The 21,613-nt window shown below is 37.9% G+C and carries 20 protein-coding genes and 1 tRNA gene; 9 read left to right on the top strand and 12 right to left on the bottom strand.

All coding sequences use genetic code 11. The features are described 5' to 3' along the window. Positions 1-54: 54 nt before the first annotated feature. Positions 55-660 carry a TetR/AcrR family transcriptional regulator gene (locus tag ACU8DI_RS03360; protein WP_447111321.1) on the bottom strand — a complete coding sequence of 202 codons (606 nt, stop codon included), beginning with the start codon at positions 658-660 and terminating at the stop codon, positions 55-57. 72 nt (positions 661-732) lie between these two features. Between ACU8DI_RS03360 and ACU8DI_RS03355 the strand changes: the two genes are divergently transcribed. Continuing rightward, positions 733-1,167 carry a cupin domain-containing protein gene (locus ACU8DI_RS03355; protein WP_447111320.1) on the top strand — a complete coding sequence of 145 codons (435 nt, stop codon included), beginning with the start codon at positions 733-735 and terminating at the stop codon, positions 1,165-1,167. A 3-nt stretch (positions 1,168-1,170) separates the two neighbouring features. Here ACU8DI_RS03355 and ACU8DI_RS03350 read toward each other — a convergent pair whose 3' ends face one another. From ACU8DI_RS03350 to hemA, 9 genes are read right to left on the bottom strand one after another with little or no spacing between them, the layout of a single operon-like run. Next, a complete protein-coding gene (locus ACU8DI_RS03350) occupies positions 1,171-1,644 on the bottom strand; it encodes a methylated-DNA--[protein]-cysteine S-methyltransferase (RefSeq protein ID WP_447111319.1) in 474 nt (157 codons plus the stop codon). Then, complete coding sequence (locus ACU8DI_RS03345; protein WP_447111318.1) at positions 1,644-2,729, bottom strand: CNNM domain-containing protein; 1,086 nt, start codon at positions 2,727-2,729, stop codon at positions 1,644-1,646. Before ACU8DI_RS03345 ends, ACU8DI_RS03350 begins: the two co-directional genes overlap by 1 nt. Positions 2,730-2,757: 28 nt before the next feature. After that, positions 2,758-3,747 carry a porphobilinogen synthase gene (gene hemB / locus ACU8DI_RS03340; RefSeq protein WP_447111317.1) on the bottom strand — a complete coding sequence of 330 codons (990 nt, stop codon included), beginning with the start codon at positions 3,745-3,747 and terminating at the stop codon, positions 2,758-2,760. 24 nt (positions 3,748-3,771) lie between these two features. Next, the gene (hemF, locus tag ACU8DI_RS03335) at positions 3,772-4,674 is read right to left on the bottom strand and encodes an oxygen-dependent coproporphyrinogen oxidase (RefSeq protein ID WP_447111316.1); all 903 of its coding nucleotides are present in this window, start codon (positions 4,672-4,674) and stop codon (positions 3,772-3,774) included. Between the two features lie 3 nt (positions 4,675-4,677). Then, entirely contained in the window at positions 4,678-5,214 is a 537-nt protein-coding gene (locus ACU8DI_RS03330) for a GNAT family N-acetyltransferase (protein ID WP_447111315.1), read from the bottom strand. After that, complete coding sequence (locus ACU8DI_RS03325; RefSeq protein ID WP_447111314.1) at positions 5,214-5,981, bottom strand: EI24 domain-containing protein; 768 nt, start codon at positions 5,979-5,981, stop codon at positions 5,214-5,216. The genes ACU8DI_RS03330 and ACU8DI_RS03325 overlap by 1 nt, the downstream gene beginning before the upstream one ends. A gap of 10 nt (positions 5,982-5,991) precedes the next feature. Then, on the bottom strand, positions 5,992-7,017 hold the full coding sequence (gene hemE / locus ACU8DI_RS03320; RefSeq protein ID WP_447111566.1) for a uroporphyrinogen decarboxylase: 1,026 nt from the start codon (positions 7,015-7,017) through the stop codon (positions 5,992-5,994). Between the two features lies 1 nt (position 7,018). Further along, positions 7,019-8,593: a hydroxymethylbilane synthase gene (gene hemC / locus ACU8DI_RS03315; RefSeq protein ID WP_447111313.1), complete on the bottom strand. Its 1,575-nt coding sequence runs from the start codon at positions 8,591-8,593 to the stop codon at positions 7,019-7,021. Next, the gene (gene hemA, locus ACU8DI_RS03310) at positions 8,586-9,848 is read right to left on the bottom strand and encodes a glutamyl-tRNA reductase (protein ID WP_447111312.1); all 1,263 of its coding nucleotides are present in this window, start codon (positions 9,846-9,848) and stop codon (positions 8,586-8,588) included. The genes hemC and hemA overlap by 8 nt, the downstream gene beginning before the upstream one ends. Before the next feature lie 170 nt (positions 9,849-10,018). Here hemA and ACU8DI_RS03305 point away from each other — a divergent pair, with 170 nt between their 5' ends. Further along, positions 10,019-10,939, top strand: coding sequence for a helix-turn-helix transcriptional regulator (locus ACU8DI_RS03305; RefSeq protein ID WP_447111311.1), 921 nt, complete (start codon positions 10,019-10,021; stop codon positions 10,937-10,939). Positions 10,940-11,009: 70 nt separating this feature from the next. Here ACU8DI_RS03305 and ACU8DI_RS03300 read toward each other — a convergent pair whose 3' ends face one another. Next, positions 11,010-11,612: a DUF6705 family protein gene (locus ACU8DI_RS03300; protein WP_447111310.1), complete on the bottom strand. Its 603-nt coding sequence runs from the start codon at positions 11,610-11,612 to the stop codon at positions 11,010-11,012. A gap of 220 nt (positions 11,613-11,832) precedes the next feature. Here ACU8DI_RS03300 and hemH point away from each other — a divergent pair, with 220 nt between their 5' ends. The 7 genes from hemH to ACU8DI_RS03265 all read left to right on the top strand — a co-directional run bounded on the left by hemH (position 11,833) and on the right by ACU8DI_RS03265 (position 21,435). Continuing rightward, positions 11,833-12,864: a ferrochelatase gene (gene hemH, locus ACU8DI_RS03295; protein ID WP_447111309.1), complete on the top strand. Its 1,032-nt coding sequence runs from the start codon at positions 11,833-11,835 to the stop codon at positions 12,862-12,864. Next, a complete protein-coding gene (locus ACU8DI_RS03290; RefSeq protein ID WP_447111308.1) occupies positions 12,864-14,216 on the top strand; it encodes an MATE family efflux transporter in 1,353 nt (450 codons plus the stop codon). Before hemH ends, ACU8DI_RS03290 begins: the two co-directional genes overlap by 1 nt. A gap of 46 nt (positions 14,217-14,262) precedes the next feature. After that, positions 14,263-17,355, top strand: coding sequence for a VPS10 domain-containing protein (locus tag ACU8DI_RS03285; protein ID WP_447111307.1), 3,093 nt, complete (start codon positions 14,263-14,265; stop codon positions 17,353-17,355). Next, positions 17,355-17,903 (top strand): CopD family protein, encoded by a 549-nt coding sequence (locus ACU8DI_RS03280; protein ID WP_447111306.1) that lies wholly within the window; start codon positions 17,355-17,357, stop codon positions 17,901-17,903. Before ACU8DI_RS03285 ends, ACU8DI_RS03280 begins: the two co-directional genes overlap by 1 nt. Before the next feature lie 45 nt (positions 17,904-17,948). Beyond that, positions 17,949-19,403: a sensor histidine kinase gene (locus ACU8DI_RS03275; RefSeq protein WP_447111305.1), complete on the top strand. Its 1,455-nt coding sequence runs from the start codon at positions 17,949-17,951 to the stop codon at positions 19,401-19,403. Positions 19,404-19,417: 14 nt separating this feature from the next. Then, entirely contained in the window at positions 19,418-20,200 is a 783-nt protein-coding gene (locus ACU8DI_RS03270; RefSeq protein WP_447111304.1) for an enoyl-CoA hydratase/isomerase family protein, read from the top strand. A gap of 161 nt (positions 20,201-20,361) precedes the next feature. Beyond that, the gene (locus ACU8DI_RS03265; protein WP_447111303.1) at positions 20,362-21,435 is read left to right on the top strand and encodes a PA0069 family radical SAM protein; all 1,074 of its coding nucleotides are present in this window, start codon (positions 20,362-20,364) and stop codon (positions 21,433-21,435) included. Positions 21,436-21,484: 49 nt separating this feature from the next. Here ACU8DI_RS03265 and ACU8DI_RS03260 read toward each other — a convergent pair. After that, a tRNA-Asn gene (locus tag ACU8DI_RS03260) sits at positions 21,485-21,558 on the bottom strand. Between the last annotated feature and the right edge of the window lie 55 nt (positions 21,559-21,613).

The raw sequence follows: 21,613 nt of genomic DNA, 5'->3' as shown, positions 1-21,613 counted from the left end.
TCAAGTGGATTTATTCAACTAAATATAGGAAATAATATGGATTGTTAAATTGAGTTATTGGACTTTATTTAAAATCGTTTTTTCCAATAGAATTTGAAGTGCCCACCTTAACGTTTCAATGGCTTTTTCGTTGGAGAGCTGACAGACATCTTTGGCGGCAATCATGGGTTCTATTCCCATGAGTATGGTAGCACAATGAATAAGATGATGATACTCCTTTTTTTGTATCTGATCGCGAATGGGTGATAGCGCGAGTTTTAAAGATTCAACGCGTCGTGAACCTCTGGTAGCTGATTTGTTATCTTTTAAATAGACACTTAAGTAGGTCCTGAAAGCCATTTCATTATCTAATGCTAGTTGGTTGTAATAGTTTTGAATAGCAATAATACGCTCGATAATTGATAAATGCTGAAATTCATCGAACAAGGTGTCTGGTGATTTGGTATGAATGTCTAATCCTGCTTCAGAACACAATACGTCTATATTTGAAAAGTAGCGGTATACCGTAGCTCTAGAGGTATTGGAATGTTTCGCTACATCTTCTAAGGTAAAGGGTTTCCCAAGACTCAAAAGATTTTGAGCCGATTGCAATAACTGTTTTCTCGTTTTTTTCTTTTGAGCTTTTCGTCCTGTCTCTAAAAGATCATTTTTTTTATTCATAAGACAAATGTCTTATAAAGTTTTCGATTTTCAAAAAAAGAATTTATATTTGTGAGACAAAAATCTCATAAAATGAAACAATCAGCTACCAAATGGGTGTTAGGTCATAAAGTGACGCCTTGTGATGTCACCGGTGATTACGATTTTGTATTGGGTGAAACTCCAGCCAAAGTTCAGGGACCACCTCCACATAGTCATGCTCAATACAATGAAACGTTTTTGATTACGGAAGGTGAAATGGAATTTATGATAAATGGTGATATTAAAACGTACAAGGCAGGTGACTTTATTGACTTACCGCCGAATACGGTTCATACCTTCAATAATTCTAGTGATGCTGTTTGTAAATGGGTGAATATTCACAGCCCTAAAGGTTTTAGATCCTTTTTTGAAACCTTGGGAGTTCCTATCGAAGAAGCGGATTCTCAAATGAAATCTGTGGCTGAAGATAAAATTAAATTGGTGATAGAAACCGCTGCGAACTACGATATGCTACTCAAATTATAAGGTTTAAAAAAGCCGTTGTTGCTTATATGGGCTTTCGTGCTCTAACAACCATTGTTTACGATAAAGTCCACCAGCATAACCCGTAAGACTACCATCACTTCCTATAACGCGGTGACATGGAATAATAATCCATATTGGGTTTTTGCCATTGGCATTGGCAACAGCTCTGATAGCCTTAACATCACCTATTCGCTTTGATAATTCTAAGTAGGAGCATGTTGAGCCGTAGGGGATTTGTTCTAAGGTTTTCCAAACTGATTTTTGGAAATCGGTGCCTTCAGGATTTAATACAAGGTCAAATTGGGTCCGAGATCCTTCAAAATATTCTTGCAACTGCCTAACACAATCTTCCAAAACTACAGGCACAATATCAGTTTCTTTCTCTTCAGAATTTAAAACGGTCACTTGAGAAATTCCAGAATCATCGCCCACTATTTTTGTAGAACCCAAAGGTGAATGGATGATGCACGTTTCCATTAGTCAATAGTATCTTCGGAAGCATTGTTATCTAATATACCAAGCTTTTTTGCTCTAGTTTCCCAGCTTTTACGAGCCATAAGTTGCAAGTCAGACACATTATCACTTTCATCCATAATTTCCATACCGAGTAAGGTTTCGATAACATCTTCCATGGTTACCAAACCACTCACTGAACCGTATTCATCAACGACAAGTGCCATATGGTTGCGGCTTTCCACCAATTGTTCAAATAATTTTGGTATCGGTAGGTCACGTTCTACCACAATAATATGTCGCTTGAGTTCTGACAATTTTCTGGACCCATTATCTAGTGCCATTTCCTTAAACACTTCATCTTTTAAAACAAGACCTTTTATATTGTCTGGGCTATCAGAATAAATTGGGATTCTAGAAAATCGCAAGTTCATGTTTTTATTAAAAAATGCTTCGACCGTCGTATTTTCATCAACGGCTTTCATAACAGTTCTTGGCGTCATCACATCTTTGGCAAACACTTCCTTAAACGTCAATAGATTTTTTATGATTTTACTTTCGTTCTCTTGAAAAACACCTTCTTCATGAGCCATATCGGTCATGACCATAAACCCTTCTCGACTTAACACACTGCCATGGCCTTTACCTCCAATCAATTTGGTGGTAAGTTGCATAAGCCATAAAATGCCAGTCCACTTTAATGGAAAGATAAGCACGTTTAAAGCTTTGGTTGTAAAATTGGCCAATTGTTTCCAATAGGTCGCACCAATGGTTTTAGGAATGATTTCTGAAGCGACCAAAATGAGAAAGGTCATCACAGCAGAAACGATAAACACGCCATAACTGTCACCACCACCGTAAAGTTGTTCTGCTTGTTTACCTACGAGAATAGCACCTACCGTATGTGCAATGGTGTTTAAAGTAAGAATCGCAATTAATGGTCGGTCTACATCTTTTTTTAAGGCCTCTAAATCGGTGGCGTACGATTTTCCCTCACGTTTTTTGACGTTCAAGAATGTTGGCGTGATACTAAGAAGCACGGCTTCCAGAATGGAACATAAGAACGAAAAGAAAATAGAAATTAGCGCGTAAAATATGAGTAATCCCATGGACAGATTTTGGTGTTAAATTACGAATTTACGATAATAATTTCACAACATCCTTGGCAAAATAACTCGCAATCACATCGGCACCTGCACGTTTGATGGCTGTAATTTGTTCTAGCATCACGGCATCATGGTCTAACCAGCCTTTTTCGGCCGCTGCTTTTAACATGGCATATTCTCCAGATACTTGATAAACAGCTACTGGCACGTCTACTTCATTCTTAATTTCTCTTACGATGTCTAAATAACATAATCCCGGCTTAACCATAACAATATCTGCACCTTCATCAATGTCCATTTCTGTTTCTTTTAAAGCTTCAAATCGATTAGCATAATCCATTTGATAAGTTTGTTTATCCTTTGGAACATTTTTGATGTCTGCAGGTGCAGAGTCTAAGGCATCGCGAAAGGGACCATAAAAAGCAGAGGCGTATTTAGCTGAGTAACTCATAATTCCCGTATCCACAAAACCATTATCTTCCAAGGCTTCCCGAATAGCCAAGATACGACCATCCATCATATCACTAGGAGCCACAAAATCTGCTCCAGCCTGAGCATGCGATAAGCTCATTTCAGCTAATATATCTACGGTGTCATCATTGACAATTTTTCCTTCAGCTACAATTCCATCGTGACCATAAGAGGAATAGGGATCAAGCGCAACATCGGTCATCACTAACATATCCGGACAGGTGTTTTTTACGGTTTTTATCGCGCGTTGCATCAAGCCATGAGCGTTGAGTGCTTCTCTACCTTGATTGTCCTTAAGGTTGTCTGGCACTTTCACAAATAGTAAAACAGATTTCAATCCAAGTTGCCAAAGCGCTTTCACTTCTTGTTCGAGTAAATCTAAACTATAGCGATAATAATTAGGCATGGATGCGATCTCCTGTTTGATACCATTCCCTTCAACAATAAAGAGTGGCACCAAAAAATCGTTGGGAGAAATAATGGTTTCTCGCACCAAATTTCTAATGGTGTCGTTGGTTCTTAATCTTCGGTTTCTTCGTAATGGATACATTTAAAAAATGTTTTATTAATTATACTAGACCCAATCTTTAGGATGTTTTAAAACGTCTAAAAGCTTGGCCTCTTCACTTCCTTTTTCTGGATGATGATCATACACCCATTGCACATGTGGCGGCAAACTCATCAAGATGCTTTCGATGCGACCATTGGTTTTTAGGCCGAAAAGTGTCCCCTTATCGTGCACTAGATTAAATTCTACATAACGACCACGACGAATTTCTTGCCAATCACGTTGCGCTTGCGTATAAGTGAGATATTTTCGTTTCACAACGATGGGAACATAGGCATCGAGGAAATGATTGCCAACGTCGGTTACAAAGTCATACCAATCTTGCATGCGCATGTCTTCTGTTTGTTTGCAATAGTCAAAAAAGAGTCCGCCAATGCCTCTACCTTCTTGTCTGTGCGCATTGTAAAAATAATCATCGCATCGCTTTTTGTAAGTCGTGTAAAAGTTTGGGTTATGTTTATCACAGACTGTTTTACAAATGTGATGAAAATGAACCGCATCTTCTTCGAATAAGTAGTATGGCGTAAGATCTTGTCCGCCACCAAACCACTGGTCCACAATTTGACCTTGTTGATCATACATTTCAAAATAGCGCCAATTAGCGTGCACTGTTGGGACCATTGGGTTTGTAGGATGTAATACCAGACTGAGTCCGCATGCGAAGAAATCAGCATCCTTAACACCAAAATAGGCTTGCATGCTTTCAGGTAATTTACCGTGGACACCAGAAATATTCACACCGCCTTTTTCAAAGACCTCACCGTTTTCAATCACTCGAGTACGTCCGCCACCACCTTCTGGACGGTCCCAAAGATCCTCTCGAAATTTAGCTTTGCCGTCAATTTCTTCTAGTGTCTTAGTGATGGTATCCTGTAGGTCGTGTATGTAATTAAAGAAAGTATCTTTCAAAATTTAATATTTATAACGTTCATAAAGTTCCATATCCATTGGCTGTTCTCCCGTTGGTGTAAATTCTTTTTCTAAGGTGCGTTGCCATTCAAAATTATTATTGAGTGCCACTTTGATGCTGGAAGGATTACTTTTATTTACGATGATTTGAATAGTCTTCAATTCTAAGGTTTTAAAAGCGTATTTGGTCAGCGCGCTTACCGCTTTAGAGGTGAGACCTTTTCTTTCGAAAGGATAGCCAATACAATAGGCAAATTCCCCTTGTTTTTTATGCCAATCTAATTCTTTGAGATAAATTAAGCCAGCGAGTTCTCTGGTTTCACTGTGTTTTAGTGTAAATAAAAATGTCTCTTTATTTTGAAATCCCTTTACATGTTGATCTACAAATAACTTGGAAAGGGTCGGATTTAAATTCTGCTCTAAGGTTTTTGGAAAATAGCGTTTAAGACGATCGGCATTGGCAACCACAAAATCACAAGTTTTCCAGGCGTCACCTTCGTGAATCGGATTGAGTTCGAAACCATCAAACTTAGCTACCATTACACCACCGATTTAGAGTTTATAAGTATCTGATCTTCTTTCAACAGATTTACTGTTTTTAAGGATGCTGCAGTAACACTCATGGGTAACACTAAAATGATTCCTATTACAGGAATAAACAAAAACAGCATAAAAACAATGCCATTTCCAATGGCAATACCACGATGTCTTTTTACAAAATTAATGCTTTCACGATATTTGAAATGGCGCTCTAAGGTGTAATCCATATTACCAAAACCTGCATAATAGGCTTGTACTAAAAATAACAACACCGTAGAAGCGATATTAACAACAGGAATAAATTTCAGTAATAATATAGGAAGCGTGATCAACAGTTCTTTTGCCAAGTTTCTCAGGTTGATACGAATACCACGCCACAACTGTTCCTGAAATGTTGTATGACGATGCTCATGTTTTTCCACACCAGTTAAGTGGGCTTCAATTTTTTCTGAAACTGGACTCATAAAAGGTGCCGATAAGGCCATGATGATATGTTTGTAAAGTATCAATCCTATGGCTAAAACGATTATGGCTCCAATAAAGGTTGAAATAGAGGTGAAGGTCGTTTTTCCAAACTCCCATGGCCATGCCCTTGAGATAAAGTTGCCTATATTGTCTGATAATCCATAGGATAAAAAGCCTATGGTTAAGGCCGTAATAATACTAATAGCGATAGGAATAAAAAAGAACTTCCAAAGCTTCAACTTTGATATGAGTGCAAGGGCACCAGAATATGCTTGGATACCTTTAAGAATGTTCTTAATCATAAGAAATCATTTAAACCTTATATTCTTTAACCGCATCAATAAACGCCTTAGCATGATCGAGCGGGATGTTAGGCAAAATACCATGACCTAAATTTACAATATATTTATCCTTTCCAAAGTCATCAATCATTTGGTGCACCATTTTCTTTATTTCTGAAGGTGGCGAAAATAACCGTGTCGGGTCAAAATTACCTTGTAAAGTTATTTGACCACCTGTTAAGTAACGTGCATTCTTTGGAGAACAAGTCCAATCTACACCTAAAGCCGAAGCACCCGATTTGGCCATCACATCCAGAGCAAACCAACAGCCTTTTCCAAAGGCAATGACAGGTGCATCCTCTTTGAGCGCATCAATAATTTGTTGGATATATTTCCAGGAGAACTCTTGATAATCGGTAGGAGATAACATGCCACCCCAAGAATCAAATACTTGAACAGCGTTACAACCGGCTTTTACCTTTTCCTTGAGATAGGCGATTGTTGTATCTGTAATTTTTTGCAATAAATGATGCGCTGCGATTGGATTCGTAAAGCAAAATTCTTTCGCTTTATCAAAGTTTTTAGAGCCTTGACCTTGCACACAATAACATAAAATCGTCCATGGAGATCCAGCAAACCCAATGAGCGGAATCTCATTATTTAGTTTTTCCTTAGTGGCTTTAATTGCTTCATACACATAATTAAGTGCCTCTTTAACATCCGGAACAATCACCTGATCCACATCTTTTTGAGTGCGAATAGGATTGGGTAAATACGGACCAAAATTAGGCTTCATCTGCACCTCGATATTCATCGCTTGTGGAATCACCAAAATATCACTGAAAAGAATAGCGGCATCCATCCCATAACGACGAATAGGTTGTACCGTTATTTCACTTGCGAGTTCTGGTGTTTGGCATCTGGTAAAGAAATCATATTTTGCCTTGATTTCCATGAATTCTGGCAAATAGCGACCTGCTTGACGCATCATCCAAACTGGCGGACGTTCAACAGTTTCTCCTTTTAAAGCTCTTAAAAATAAATCGTTCTTTATCATGTTAGGCGTAATATTCATTCACTAATTTTATAACACTTTCCACAGTGGGCATTTTTGCAGTTCGAACATCTTTAAAATGTTTGCTTGCTTCTTTTGCTGTTGTTTCTCCAATGCAAAATGCCACCACATCATCGTCATTCTCCTGTTTGTAACTTTGTACAGTAGATGGACTATAAAACATGACGCCTTCTACTGATTGTGGAATTTTGGTAGCATCGTATTTCGTTTCATAAGCAACAACTTCGTGGAGATCAATATGGTTGTCTTTTAATATTGAAGGTAATTCGTCAAGCCTCATATCACTGCAAAAATAAGTGGCTGTAGTTCCTTCCATAAATTCGATTAAATGTTCAGCGAGTGCTTTTGCGTTGTTTTCTGTGTGTTTAACTTTCCCAATTTTACGTTCCACCAAACGTTTGGTGCGTCGGCCAACACAATAGATATTTTCAAATTTCAACTCTTGTGGTGCAAAATTGGTGAGCAATGCTTCAACCGCATTTTTACTCGTAATAATGACATTTTTAGGCATAGGCTTTAAAACGCTTGGTGTCATCCTATTGATGCTGATTTTAATAAAATCGGAACTTTCTGAAACCACCGCTTCATGAAACAATTGTTTCTGGTCGTCTGTAAGTGTTTTAGTGGAATACACATTCACCGTTTTGGATGATTTTTTTAGATCATCCATAAGACGATTACCACCACGTTCAATAATATAATCGGCACAGAAGGACGCTAAGTCGTTGTGCTTTCCTAATGGAGCACTACGTTGTACGTCTATTTTTTTACTACCATCTAAACTCAATAAGACCCCTTGAAAATGAACCTCTTCATTTTTGATGAACGCCAATGCGCCAATTGGTGCTGAGCATCCACCTTCTAATAAATTGAGGAATCGACGTTCTATGGTGGTGCAAATTTCGGTTTCCTCATGATTAATTTCTGCGCAAGCAGCTCTCGTTTCATCATCATTTTCCATGGCAGTTATCATGATGGCTCCTTGTGCTGGAGCAGGTAGCATCCAGTCTAAATTAAAGGATTGTTCTGGACGCAATCCAATGCGACCTAAACCTGCAGCTGCAAAAATAGCAGCGTTCCAATCGTTATCTTCAAGTTTCTGAAGTCGAGAGTTCACATTACCTCTTAAATCCACTAAGGTGTGTGTTGGATAGCGATTGAGCCATTGAGCACGTCTGCGCAAACTACCTGTGGCGATAATGGCGTCACGTTGAGATAAAAATTCTTCATTGGTTTTATAAACCAAGCAATCCTTTACATTACCTCGTTTTAATACAGCCGCTTGTACAATACCTTTTGGCAGTAGGGTTGGGACATCTTTTAAGGAATGTACAGCAATATCAATGTCTCCATTAAGCATGGCAATATCTAAGGTTTTAGTAAAAACACCTGTGATACCTAATTCGTAAATGGGTTTATCAAGTACGAGATCACCAGTAGATTTCACAGGAACTAGTTCCGTTTTATACCCTATATGTTCTAGTTGTTGTTGTACGGTTTGAGCTTGCCATAGCGCTAATTCACTATCACGAGTTCCTATTCTGATTGTTTTAGACATTGTCTTTAGTTGCTTCTAGTTGAAACACTTTTTTTATAAGTTCAAGGCTGTCATCGGTAGAGACATCATCGCCTTTAAGATGATGTGCAAAGTGATTGGTAATTTTTTGAATGATGTTATGGCTAATTAAGGCCGCCTGAGTCTCATTAAAATCACTCATTTTTTTGCGTTGGGTATCCAATTCTGCGTTGGCAAAATCAGTAAGCTTATGTTTTAAGGCTTTGATCGTAGGTGCAAATTTGCGTGTCGCTAACCAAGCGTTAAAATCTGATTTGACTGTTTCAATAATAGCTTCTGCCACTGGGATGTGCGCTTTTCTACGCTCTAAGGTTTCATCTGTAATTTGGGATAGGTCATCCAAATGTACCAAGGTAACATGCTCTAAATCACAAACGTTGTCATGCACATTTTTTGGGATGGAAAGATCTAAGATTAATAACGGTTTGTCTGATTGAATACAGTGCTTATCAACCGTTGGATTCTGCGCACCAGTGGCAACAATTAAAATATCTGAGGCATTAATTTCCTCTTGGAGATTGGCATAATCTTTTACGAGAACATTAAATTTTCCGGCAACGGCTTCTGCTTTGTTTTTGGTACGATTGATTAAGGTGATATGCTCGTTTTTAGTGTGCTTCACTAAATTCTCACAAGTGTTTCTTCCGATTTTCCCGGTTCCGAAGAGTAAAATATTTTTATCTGAAACACGCTCAATTGTATTCATGATGTATTGTACAGAAGCAAATGATACCGAAGTGGCACCAGAAGAAATGTCCGTTTCCGTTTTAATGCGTTTGGAGGCTTGAATGACGGCATTTACTAAACGTTCTAAAAAAGGATTAAGCAGCGCTTGTTTTTTGGATAAACGCGCACTCATTTTCAACTGACTTATAATTTCGAAGTCACCCAATATTTGGCTATCCAGTCCAGAACCTACTCTGAAAATATGTGAAATAGCGTCTTTGTTTTTATAGACATAGGCCACTTTTTGAAACTCCTCAACGGTCCCTTTGGTATTGTCGCAAAGCAATTGAATGAGTTGAAAAGGGTGTTGTGCGAATCCGTAAATTTCGGTACGGTTACAAGTAGAGGTGACGATAAGGCTTTCAATACCATTGGTTTTGGCTTGTTCTAAAACAGCTGACTTAGCGGCATCATCTAAATTAAAATGACCACGCACTTCAGCGTCCGCTTTTTTATAGCTTAACCCAATCGCATAAAATGTAGTGCCTCTCGACATATTGTAGTGCTCCATACCTGATTTGGAAAATTACATCAGCAAAAATAAACAGTGAGTTCGATAAAAAACAACGCTACAAGAACTTTTAGTATCGTTTGTGGGTTTTTAAGCTTTTTTCTTATTATAACATGATAATTATCATATTTTTGTAGTCATATCAACTGTTTAAACCTTTTTAGTTTAGAATGAATCTAAATAACAATTCTGAATTCTCTGATTTTTCAGATACAAAAAATACCGCTAGAGGTTCATTTGAGGAAACCAAATTAGACGATGGTTTTTTCGTACTCACTTATCAAAATGAATCGAATACCATTCAAACCCTTGAACGCGAGATTGATAGTACCTACATTCAATTTCATTTTTGTATAAAGGGCTCCAGCGTGTTTGTTTTCAATAATGGTAACTACCGTTTAGGTATTGAGGCCGAAAACTCCTTACTATTGTATAATCCGCAACGAGATTTACCTATTCATCTTGAGGTACAACCCAACTCTTGGTTGGTGTCTGTGCTGGTGTCCATTAAGAAGTTTCATGGCTTGTTCTCACAGGAAGCTGACTACATCACATTTTTAAGTGCCGACAATAAAGACAAAAAGTACTACAAGGATGGCAAAATATCGCCGTCGATGGCCATTGCCTTAAATCAAATAGTGAATTACAATCTCAATACCTCAATTAAAAATCTTTATTTCAAAGGAAAGGCGCTAGAATTATTGAGTTTGTATTTCAATAGAAGTGAAGATGCCGATATTGAACAGTGTCCGTTTCTGGTAGATGAAACCAACGTGATTAAGATTCGAAAGGCCAAAGATATTGTGATTGCAAGAATGGCTGAGCCACCAACCTTACAGGAATTATCTGAGGAAATAGGCTTAAGTCTTAAAAAGCTCAAAGAAGGTTTTAAGCAGATTTATGGCGATTCGGTATTTAGTTTTTTGTTCGATTATAAAATGGAAGTCGCGCGTAAACTTTTAGAAGCAGGTGACCATAATGTCAACGAAGTAGGCCTTAAAGTAGGTTATAGTACCTCGAGTCATTTTATTTCTGCCTTTAAAAAGAAATATGGCACCACACCCAAAAAATATTTAATGGCTTTGGGTTAAAAATTTATCAATATCTTGGGTTTAATAATGATACAAAAAAGCTTCGAACGTACTCGAAGCCTTTTAGAAACTATTGCTTTGTCAACGTATAAGCACCATAAGGTACTCTTGGGCTATCGGGTTGGTCTTCTGGTTGCACAACAGTACCAGCTCTATAAATGACGGTTTCAATTCTTTCGACGTCATTTTCTATGACATGTCTTAATACGATAGCGTCATGAAGATGTTCTCTATTTGGGTCTGGATCGTAAAAAGTTAGTGATATCCCACGTTCAGACAACAAACAAGTATCACAATCAGGTGCATCGCTAAACTTGCCAATGATGTCATTGCCTTGAAGATTGTAGTCAAAAGGATCATTGTATGTACCAATTAAAGGTAAGGTGTTGATTTTTTCCAATCCATTTTCTATGTATTGATATTCTCCAACCAGTAAATCTTCATAACACTTTCCATTATAAGCTTGTTCTGCTTTTAAAAGCGTTATTTTTAATGATGTATCACCATTTTCATATATCCAAGTACCGACAAATTTGTTTAAAATATTATTGGTGTCTTTATAATAGGCGTTGTCTTGAATGTCATAATATTGTTCTATTGAGTAAATAGAACTCTGTGCTTTACATGAAAAACAAAATATAATTACTAGGATTATTAAAAATTTTTTTTTCATAAAATATATTTTAATTGCAATCTACTTTTCAAGTTTATAAATTACTATTAATTTTTATTAAGTAGCATTCAAACTTAAAACAGAAGCTTTGATTATCAAACCGGTCTTATGTGAATAGGCCTTATGGATGAGTTAAGTTCAATTTAGAATGAGCTAAGCGATTCTTTAAGATTTCTATCGTATTTTTGCAAAACAAATTGGCCAACAGAAAAAGAAACACATGAAAGGAGTTTTACTCGTTAATTTAGGATCACCAGATAGTCCAGATCCTAAGGATGTCAAAAAATATTTGGGAGAGTTTTTAATGGATGAGCGTGTCATTGATGTGCCGCTTTGGGCGAGGACTTTATTGGTAAAAGGGATCATCCTCAACACGCGTCCTAAAGCTTCTGCTGCTGCGTATAAAAAGATTTGGTGGGAAGAGGGTTCACCGCTTATTGTTCTTTCAGAACGCCTCCAAAATAAGGTGCAGCAACAAGTGGATTTTCCGGTGAGTCTGGCGATGCGTTACGGCAGTATGACCATTAAAAAAGGATTACAAGAATTGGTAGACAAAGGTGTAGATGAGGTGTTTTTAATTCCATTATACCCACAATTTGCCATGGCTACCACAGAAACAATCTTAGTATTGGCGGAAGAGATTAGAAAAGCGCATTTTCCAGAATTGACTATTACAGATTTACCAGCTTTTTACAAGGAGCCAGACTATATTGAGGTCCTGTCGAATGCCATTTCCAACCATTTGAAGGATAAAAAATATGACCATTTACTGTTTTCTTATCACGGTGTGCCTGAGCGTCATATTAGAAAAAGTGATATCACGAAATCACATTGTCAAATCGATGGATTGTGCTGTAAAACGCCTTCACAAGCTCATGAGTTTTGCTATAGGCACCAGTGTTTGGAAGTCACGCGTTTGGTCGCTGAAAAATTGCAATTAAAGGAAGGTAGTTTTTCAACCTCCTTCCAATCGCGTTTAGGATTTGATCCATGGCTACAACCTTATACCGATAGAACGATAGAACGTTTAGGAAAGGAAGGCATTAAAAACATGGCTATTGTGACACCTGCTTTCGTGAGTGACTGTCTAGAAACACTCGAGGAAATTGCAATGGAAGGCGAAGAGATTTTTCATGAAATGGGTGGTCAAGAATTCACGACGGTGCCTTGCTTAAATGATGATGACGCATGGGTGGCATTACTCGCCAAATGGATCAAGCAATGGGCTAACGCTGAAACCATGACTGCCTAATGGCGAAAGTATCAGCACAAGATCTCGGATCACAACCCATTGGTAAATTACTTATCAAGCAAGCTGTTCCTGCGTCTATTGGGATATTGGTGATGTCACTCAATATTTTGGTCGATACTATTTTTGTGGGTCAATGGATTGGTTCTACTGCCATTGCAGCGATCAACGTAGTATTACCAGTGTCATTTTTTATTGCAGCGCTAGGGATGAGTATTGGTATTGGTGGTTCATCTATTATTTCTAGAGCGTTGGGAGCCAATCAAACAGAAAAAGCACTAAAAACCTTCGGCAATCAGCTCACCCTTACCTTGTTACTTACAGTGACTATGGTAATTTTTGGTTTGTGGTATATCAATGATATTATTCCAGCTTTCGGTGGTAAAGGACCCATTTTTGAACCAGCAAAAATCTATTATAAAATAGTCTTGTATGGTGTCCCGTTTTTAGCCCTATGCATGATGGGTAATACCGTGATTAGAGCTGAAGGTAAGCCTAAATTTGCGATGTATGCCATGATGATTCCATCCGTTGGAAACCTCGTCTTGGATTATGTTTTTATCAATGTTTTAGACTTAGGAATGGAAGGTGCAGCTTGGGCGACCACAGGGTCATATCTCCTTTGTTTTGCTTTTATAGCTTGGTTTTTCATTTCCAAAAATTCTGAATTGAAAATTAATATGTCCCATTTCGGACTAGATCGACCAATTGTTTCTGAAATAACATCTTTGGGATTTGTGACCTTGGCCAGACAGGCAGTTGTAAGTATTACGTATTTATTTATGAACAATATTCTGTTCGATTTAGGTGGTGAAACTTCCGTTACAGCTTATGCCATTGTTGGTCGAATGTTAATGTTTGCTTTGTTTCCCGTTTACGGTATCACACAAGGGTTTCTTCCTATTGCTGGATTTAATTATGGTGCTGAAAATTATAACCGTGTTAGGTTAACGATAGCAACAGCGTTGAAATATGCCATCGGATTAGCGTCCATAGTATTTATCGCGCTTATGATTTTTCCTGAAGCGATTACGCGTTTATTTACGACAGATTCCGAAGTTATTAAGGAAACACCATCAGCCATGCGTTGGGTGTTTGCTGCCACGCCTATTATCGCTATTCAGCTTATTGGAGCCGCTTACTTTCAAGCAGTTGGTAAAGCGGTTCCTGCCTTATTACTTACCTTAACACGTCAAGGATTTTTCTTTATTCCACTAATTTTAATTTTACCGAAATACTATGGCGAATTGGGCGTTTGGATGTCTTTTCCAATCGCAGATGTACTATCGACTGTAGTGACTGCCTATTTCTTGAACCGTGAAGTCAAGTTAAAATTACATGAGGCGCAAGCATAAATTTTTTTATGCGTATTTTTAAGCTATTAACAAAACCACCATTATCATGAGGCTAATAACCATTTTATGCTGTTTGTTTCTCTTCGGAAATGAATCATTCTTGAACGCACAATCTTTTGATGAATCTAAATATGACGCTCTAGAATATCGACTTTTAGGGCCCTTTAGAGGTGGACGAAGTGCTGCTGTAACAGGCGTTCCTAATCAGCCAAACCTTTATTATTTTGGTGCCACAGGAGGCGGTATTTGGAAAACGTTGGATGGTGGACGAACTTGGGAGAATATTTCGGATGGGTATTTTGGCGGTAGCATTGGTGCTATCACAGTTGCTAAAAGTGATCCTAACGTTTTATATGCTGGAGGAGGAGAAAAGACGGTACGAGGAAATGTATCCTCAGGTTATGGTATATGGAAAAGTGTGGATGCAGGTAAAACATGGACATCGGCAGGATTAAAGAATTCTCGCCATGTTCCCAGAATTGCTGTAGATCCAACAAATCATAATATTGTGTATGCAGGTGTCCTAGGAAATATTTATAAGCCAACCTCTGACAGAGGTGTTTATAAAAGTGTTGATGGTGGTAAAACATGGAACAAGACCTTGTTTGCTAATGAGCATGCAGGCGTTGTAGATTTACTTATTGATCCTACGAACCCAAGAATATTATATGCGTCCACATGGCGCGTGCAACGAACACCATATAGTTTGAGTTCAGGAGGCGAGGGTTCCGCATTATGGAAAAGTACCGATCGTGGTGAGACTTGGCAAGAAATTTCAACAAATAAAGGATTTCCTGAAGGCACATTAGGAATTATGGGTGTGACTGTTTCTCCATTAAACAACCAACGTGTTTGGGCTATGGTAGAGAACAAAGATCAAGGAGGATTGTATCGAAGTGATGACGGAGGTGACACTTGGAACCAAGTGAATAGTGAAAGAAAACTGCGTCAACGTGCTTGGTATTACACACGGGTTTATGCCGACACAAAAGATGTGGATGTGGTGTATGTCCTTAATGTACGCTATCACAAAAGTGTCGATGGTGGAAAGACTTTTGATACCTATAATGCGCCTCATGGTGACCATCATGATTTATGGATTGCACCCAATGATCCTAATCGCATGATTATTGGAGATGATGGTGGAGCACAAGTTACCTATGATGGTGGTGAAACATGGAGTACCTATCACAACCAACCAACGTCCCAGTTTTATCGTGTAACGACCGATAATCATTTTCCGTACCGTATATATGCAGCGCAACAAGACAATTCGACGGTAAGAATTCCTCATCGAACCGATGGAAGATCCATAAGCGAGGATGATTGGGAATCAACCGCAGGTGGTGAGTCGGCACATATTGCCGTAGACCCTGAAAATAACGACATCGTTTATGGCGGAAGTTATGATGGCTTTTTAACACGAGTCAATCATGAACGTGGCACAGTAAGAGCTATTAATGTATGGCCGGACAACCCAATGGGTCATGGTGCCGAAGGCATGAAATACCGCTTTCAGTGGAACTTTCCAATTCAGTTTTCAAAACACAATCCGAACCGTTTATATACCTTTTCACAACATGTACATGTTACAGAAAATGAAGGGCAATCCTGGGAAATTATTAGTCCGGATTTGACCAGAAATGATCCTGAAAAGTTAAAATCTTCAGGTGGACCCATTACTCAGGACAATACGTCGGTTGAATATTATTGCACCATTTTTGCCGCTCAAGAATCACCAATTACGGAAGGTTTACTTTGGGTTGGAAGTGATGATGGCTTGATACATGTCACCAAAGACGGTGGTAAAAACTGGGAGAATGTGACTCCAAAAGGAATGCCAGAATGGATGATGATCAATAGTATTGAGCCGAGTGCTTTTGATGCAGGAACCTGCTATGTGGCTGGGACGAAGTATAAAACTGGCGATTTTAATCCGTATTTATACAAGACCACCGACTATGGAAAGACCTGGAAAAAAATCACCAACGGGATTCCTTCAGAACATTTTACAAGAGTCCTCAGAGAAGATCCTAAACAAAAAGGCTTGCTCTATGCAGGTACCGAAACAGGGATGTATATTTCCTTTGATGACGGTAACAACTGGAAGCCATTTCAGTTAAATCTACCTATTGTGCCAATCACTGATTTAGCTATAAAAGACAATAATTTAATTGTTGCCACGCAAGGAAGAAGTCTTTGGGTGATTGATGATTTATCTGTTTTGCATCAATTATATGGCGCAAAGGAAAGTGCCTTTCAGCTTTTTAAACCTAAGAATACGTATCGAATGCGAGGCAGAAGCAGAAAAGGCAGTAAAACGGCTGGTACCAATCACCCAAATGGTGTCATGACCTATTTCAGACTAGATAACTATGACGAAAAAAAGGATACCGTATCCTTGATATATTTCGATAAGCAAGGGGATACTATCAAGTCGTTTTCTACTAAACATAAAAAGAAAGACCGATTGAATGTTAAAGAGGGGATGAACCTTTTTGTGTGGGATATGACTTATGATGGCGCTGAAAAACTAGATGGCATGATATTATGGTGGGCTAGTTTGGATGGACCGCAAGCCATTCCTGGAACCTATAAAGTACAGTTGAAGGTGAATGAAAATACCTTTGCGCAAGATTTTAATATTTTGGCAGATCCGAGAGCAGAGAGTTCGCAGCAGGATATGGAAAACCAGTTTCAATTTATTACCGATGTGAATGAGACTATGGATAAGGCGCATAAATCTATCAAAAAAATTCGCAATATCACATCCCAATTGACGGCCTTTGAAGCACAGTACAAAGGGAATAGCGATGTGCAAGATTTATTGGAAAAATCGAAACAACTTAGAGAGGACTTTAAAGGCATAGAGGAAGCATTGTATCAAACAAAAAATAGAAGTGGACAAGACCCGCTTAATTTTCCGATAAGATTAACCAATAAACTTGGGCATTTAAATGCTTTGGTGGGTATGGGAGATTTCGCGCCTACCGCTCAAGATATTGCTGTTAAAAATGAACTCACTTCCAAAATTGAAATGCAACTGGCGGCTTTTGACCAATTGATTACAACAGAGATTAGTGCGTTTAACGCAGCGTTTAATTCCAAGAAGTTAAATTATTTATTTGTTGAAAACTGATGGCCTATTATAATTATATCAAAGCATTACACCTTATTTTTATTATTACTTGGTTCGCAGGTCTTTTCTATATTCCGAGACTTTTCGTCTATCAAATAGAAGCATTTCACAAACCCTCACCCGATAAAGAAATATTAGGGAAGCAACTCAAACTCATGGCTAAAAGGCTTTGGTATATTATTACATGGCCATCGGCAATACTGGCGACATTATTTGCCGTATGGCTTCTAATTTTAAATCCGTATTTACTAGAGCAATCCTGGATGCATGTCAAACTAACCTTTGTTATTTTTCTTATTATTTACCATCTAAAAACACACCAATTTTTCAAGCAGTTACAAGCGGATGACGTTAGAAAAACATCCAATTTTATGAGGCTATGGAATGAAGGTGCGACATTCATTTTATTTGCCGTCATTTTTTTAGTCATTTTAAAAAATGCCTTCAATTGGATATTCGGTGTTATCGGTATTGTTGTGCTCGCCGGACTTTTAATGTTAGGGTTCAAATTTTACAAGCAGATACGGAGCAAAAATCCAGATGCCTAACATTGGCTTAATTATTGCTACATTTATTGCAATCTAAATTTTAAGATGAAGCTGAATAAACTGTCTTTACGAGTCCGCATATTTTTTGCCATGATTTTGTTAGTGCTTATTGCCTCAGTGTTAATTGCAGGCGTGACCATTTATCAATATAATGAAGAGGCTATCGACTATCATAAGGAACGTTTAGAACGGAAAGAAAGGGCTATTATTAGTGATATTGATTATGTCATCCGTGAAACAACTTATCCTGTTGAAACAGAGAAAGTACCATTGATTTTTAAAGATGAGATTTATAGAATTGCTGAAATACATAGTCTTAGAATTAATCTATATGATTTGGATGGCACCTTACTCATTACTTCCAAAGCAAGTATTAAAAGCGACTCCATTTCGAGATGTATAGAGACTGAAGTTCTTAATGAAATCTCAAATACCGCACAACACCGTTATGTCATTAAAAATGAAAAAAATGGTGAAACCTTCCAATCATCCTACAACTATATTGTTGATTCCAGATCAAAACCTTTGGCAATATTGAATTTACCTTATTTAGAAAATGATGATTTTTTGAACAAGGAACTGAATGAATTTTTAGAACGCTTAGGTTATGCTTATTTGTTCATGATGCTCATTGCTATTATTCTCGCTTTATTACTGTCAAAATACATCACTAGAACGCTCAAAACGATTTCAGATAAAATCAATGAAACACGCTTGGAGAAACGAAATAAAAAAATTGACATCTCTTCATCAAGTGAGGAAATTTCAACCTTGGTTAACTCCTACAATAGTATGATAGATCAATTAGAGGAAAGTGCCGTTAAATTGGCAACTAGTGAGCGAGAACAAGCTTGGCGTGAAATGGCAAAACAGGTTGCACATGAAATTAAGAACCCTTTAACTCCTATGCGATTAAGCGTACAAAGTTTTCAAAGGAAGTTCGATCCTAATGATGTGAACATCCATCAAAAAGTTGACGAGTATAGTCAAACACTCATTCAGCAAATAGATACGATGAGTTCTATTGCATCTGCGTTTTCGAATTTTGCAAAAATGCCTGCACAGCAAAATGAAATGCTTAATGTAACGAACATTGTCAAATTAGGACTAGATATTTTTAGCGAGGATTATATTGAGTTCGTTTCCGAAGATACGGAACTGATGGCTAATTTTGATCGTACACAACTCATTCGAGTAGTCACTAATTTAGTGAAAAATGGCATTCAAGCTATTCCAGATGAGCAGTCACATCCAAAAATTAAAGTCACGGTGTCTTCAGAGAATGATATGGCCAAAATAGCGATTACTGATAATGGTATAGGTATTACTGAAGCAAACAAGGATAAAATTTTTGAACCTAAGTTCACCACGAAAAGTAGTGGAATGGGTCTCGGCTTAGCTATGGTAAAAAATATTGTGGAAACTTATCAAGGAAATATTACCTTTACATCTCAACTAGGAGAAGGCACCACTTTTATCGTCACCTTTCCGAAAGTCTAGAAACGCATAACACTATGAATTACCAAAACATTTTATCATCAACCAATAACGGAATTACAACCATTACAGTGAATAGACCTAAAAAGCTCAACGCACTGAACAAAGCGACCATTCAAGAGTTACATGAGGCTTTGGATGCGGCAAATAGTAGTAAAGACACAAAAGTTATTATTGTCACAGGGAGTGGCGAAAAAGCATTTGTGGCAGGTGCTGATATTAGTGAGTTTGCAGATTTTGATGTTAAAAATGGTGGTAAATTGGCTGCAAAAGGTCAAGAAATCTTATTTGATTTTATTGCAAATTTATCGACTCCAGTGATCGCAGCAGTGAATGGATTTGCCTTAGGAGGTGGTTTAGAATTGGCAATGGCATGTCATTTTAGATTGGCAAGTACTAATGCAAAAATGGGATTACCTGAGGTGTCCTTGGGTGTGATTCCAGGCTATGGAGGAACTCAGCGTTTACCGCAATTGGTAGGAAAGGGACGTGCGATGGAAATGATCATGACTGCAGGAATGATTGATGCCAATCAAGCTTTAGAATACGGATTAGTTAACCATGTTACTTCAGAAGAGGAATTGCTGCCTTTAGCTGAAAAGATTGCTGGAAAAATTATGAGAAATTCTTCCGTAGCTATAAAAGGCGCCATAAAGGCCATTAATGACAACTACAAAGATGGTGTGGACGGTTTTAAAACCGAAATCAAGCAGTTTGGTAAGTGTTTCGGAACCGAAGACTTTAAAGAGGGTACGTCGGCATTTTTAGAAAAGCGTAAGGCGTCTTTTCCAGGGAAATAATAGCCTACTGTAATATGTAATTGTCATTTTTTAAACCTCAATCGTATGGTTTATTTAGTGAATCTTCATTTATAATTTTTTAGGATTTTCGAGGTCAAAAATGTTGTGACACTTGTATTTTTCTTTCTAATATTTTGTATTTTTACAAAACATTATTTAAAATGTTTGAAAAAGAACCAATAAAGGGTCGTGGAGCTCAAAAAAACACAAAAAATCGCTTTTTTAATTTGAGTCATGAACTTCGAGATGATTTTTTAGAATATTGCCAGAAGGAAGGTGAGAAGATAGACCTTAATAAAACACAATATTTGCCAGTTTTCCCTAAAACTATTGTGAATAAAGTGTCAAGTCCAGATGTTGGAATGGCGTATTCTATGAACATGTATCAAGGTTGTGAACACGGCTGCATATACTGCTATGCAAGAAACAGTCATGAATTTTGGGGTTATAGTGCAGGACTGGATTTTGAACGGAATATTTTAGTTAAGCAAGAAGCACCCGTGTTGTTAGAACAGTTTATCAAGCGTCAAAATTGGAAGGCACATCCCATAGTGCTGTCTGGAAACACAGATTGCTATCAACCGGCAGAACAGACCTATAAAATTACCAGACAATGCCTAAAAGTGTTTTTAAAATATAAACACCCAGTAGGAATCATTACTAAAAATGCTTTGGTATTACGAGACTTAGATCTATTGGAAGCCTTAGCTAAAGATCAACTCGTGAGTGTTACGATTTCCATTACGTCGTTATCAGAGCAAACGCGACGTATTCTCGAACCACGTACGACCACTATTAGAAAACGATTGGAAACGGTACGAGTTTTAAGTGACCGAGGCATTCCTGTTAACGTAATGCTAGCACCAATAATACCGTCTATTAATAGTCATGAAGTGTTGCCATTGGCCAAGAAGGTGTCGGAAGCTGGTGCTAGTAGTGTGGCACATACCGTCGTAAGATTAAACGGCGCCATAGGAGAAATTTTCACAGATTGGATTCAGAAAACACTTCCAGATCGTGCTGAAAAGGTATTACATCAAATCGCAAATTGCCATGGTGGAAGTCTTAATGATTCTAGATTCGGACATCGGATGAGAGGCGAAGGGCAAATTGCGAAACAAATTAACGACCTGATGACTTTAGCGCGACTAAAGTATTTTAAAGATAGAATGAAACAACCACTGAATACGAGTTTACATGACCAGTATAAAGATGGGCAGTTGCGTTTATTTTAATTAATAAGACACAAAAAAACCCGATACATTTGTATCGGGTTGACTTTTGCTCCTCTTCTTGGGCTCGAACCAAGGACCCTCTGATTAACAGTCAGATGCTCTAACCAACTGAGCTAAAGAGGAGTGTTTATCGCTTTAGCGAGCGCAAATATATATTATTTTTTATATATAGCAAAAC

The organism is Psychroserpens sp. BH13MA-6 (assembly GCF_052983595.1).
The sequence above is the reverse complement of the archived record's forward strand: the minus strand, read 5'-3'. Positions and strand labels throughout refer to the sequence as shown.

Bases quoted from the DNA above. Each gene is read 5' to 3' on its own strand.
- ACU8DI_RS03360 (WP_447111321.1), bottom strand. From the start codon at position 660: ATGAATAAAAAAAATGATCTTTTAGAGACAGGACGAAAAGCTCAAAAG.
- ACU8DI_RS03325 (WP_447111314.1), bottom strand. From the start codon at position 5,981: ATGATTAAGAACATTCTTAAAGGTATCCAAGCATATTCTGGTGCCCTT.
- hemB (WP_447111317.1), bottom strand. From the start codon at position 3,747: ATGTATCCATTACGAAGAAACCGAAGATTAAGAACCAACGACACCATT.
- ACU8DI_RS03270 (WP_447111304.1), top strand. From the start codon at position 19,418: ATGAATTACCAAAACATTTTATCATCAACCAATAACGGAATTACAACC.
- ACU8DI_RS03355 (WP_447111320.1), top strand. From the start codon at position 733: ATGAAACAATCAGCTACCAAATGGGTGTTAGGTCATAAAGTGACGCCT.
- ACU8DI_RS03345 (WP_447111318.1), bottom strand. From the start codon at position 2,729: ATGGGATTACTCATATTTTACGCGCTAATTTCTATTTTCTTTTCGTTC.
- ACU8DI_RS03330 (WP_447111315.1), bottom strand. From the start codon at position 5,214: ATGGTAGCTAAGTTTGATGGTTTCGAACTCAATCCGATTCACGAAGGT.
- ACU8DI_RS03290 (WP_447111308.1), top strand. From the start codon at position 12,864: ATGGCGAAAGTATCAGCACAAGATCTCGGATCACAACCCATTGGTAAA.
- hemH (WP_447111309.1), top strand. From the start codon at position 11,833: ATGAAAGGAGTTTTACTCGTTAATTTAGGATCACCAGATAGTCCAGAT.
- hemE (WP_447111566.1), bottom strand. From the start codon at position 7,017: ATGATAAAGAACGATTTATTTTTAAGAGCTTTAAAAGGAGAAACTGTT.
- ACU8DI_RS03350 (WP_447111319.1), bottom strand. From the start codon at position 1,644: ATGGAAACGTGCATCATCCATTCACCTTTGGGTTCTACAAAAATAGTG.
- ACU8DI_RS03280 (WP_447111306.1), top strand. From the start codon at position 17,355: ATGGCCTATTATAATTATATCAAAGCATTACACCTTATTTTTATTATT.
- ACU8DI_RS03275 (WP_447111305.1), top strand. From the start codon at position 17,949: ATGAAGCTGAATAAACTGTCTTTACGAGTCCGCATATTTTTTGCCATG.
- ACU8DI_RS03265 (WP_447111303.1), top strand. From the start codon at position 20,362: ATGTTTGAAAAAGAACCAATAAAGGGTCGTGGAGCTCAAAAAAACACA.
- hemA (WP_447111312.1), bottom strand. From the start codon at position 9,848: ATGGAGCACTACAATATGTCGAGAGGCACTACATTTTATGCGATTGGG.
- hemC (WP_447111313.1), bottom strand. From the start codon at position 8,593: ATGTCTAAAACAATCAGAATAGGAACTCGTGATAGTGAATTAGCGCTA.
- ACU8DI_RS03300 (WP_447111310.1), bottom strand. From the start codon at position 11,612: ATGAAAAAAAAATTTTTAATAATCCTAGTAATTATATTTTGTTTTTCA.
- ACU8DI_RS03305 (WP_447111311.1), top strand. From the start codon at position 10,019: ATGAATCTAAATAACAATTCTGAATTCTCTGATTTTTCAGATACAAAA.
- ACU8DI_RS03285 (WP_447111307.1), top strand. From the start codon at position 14,263: ATGAGGCTAATAACCATTTTATGCTGTTTGTTTCTCTTCGGAAATGAA.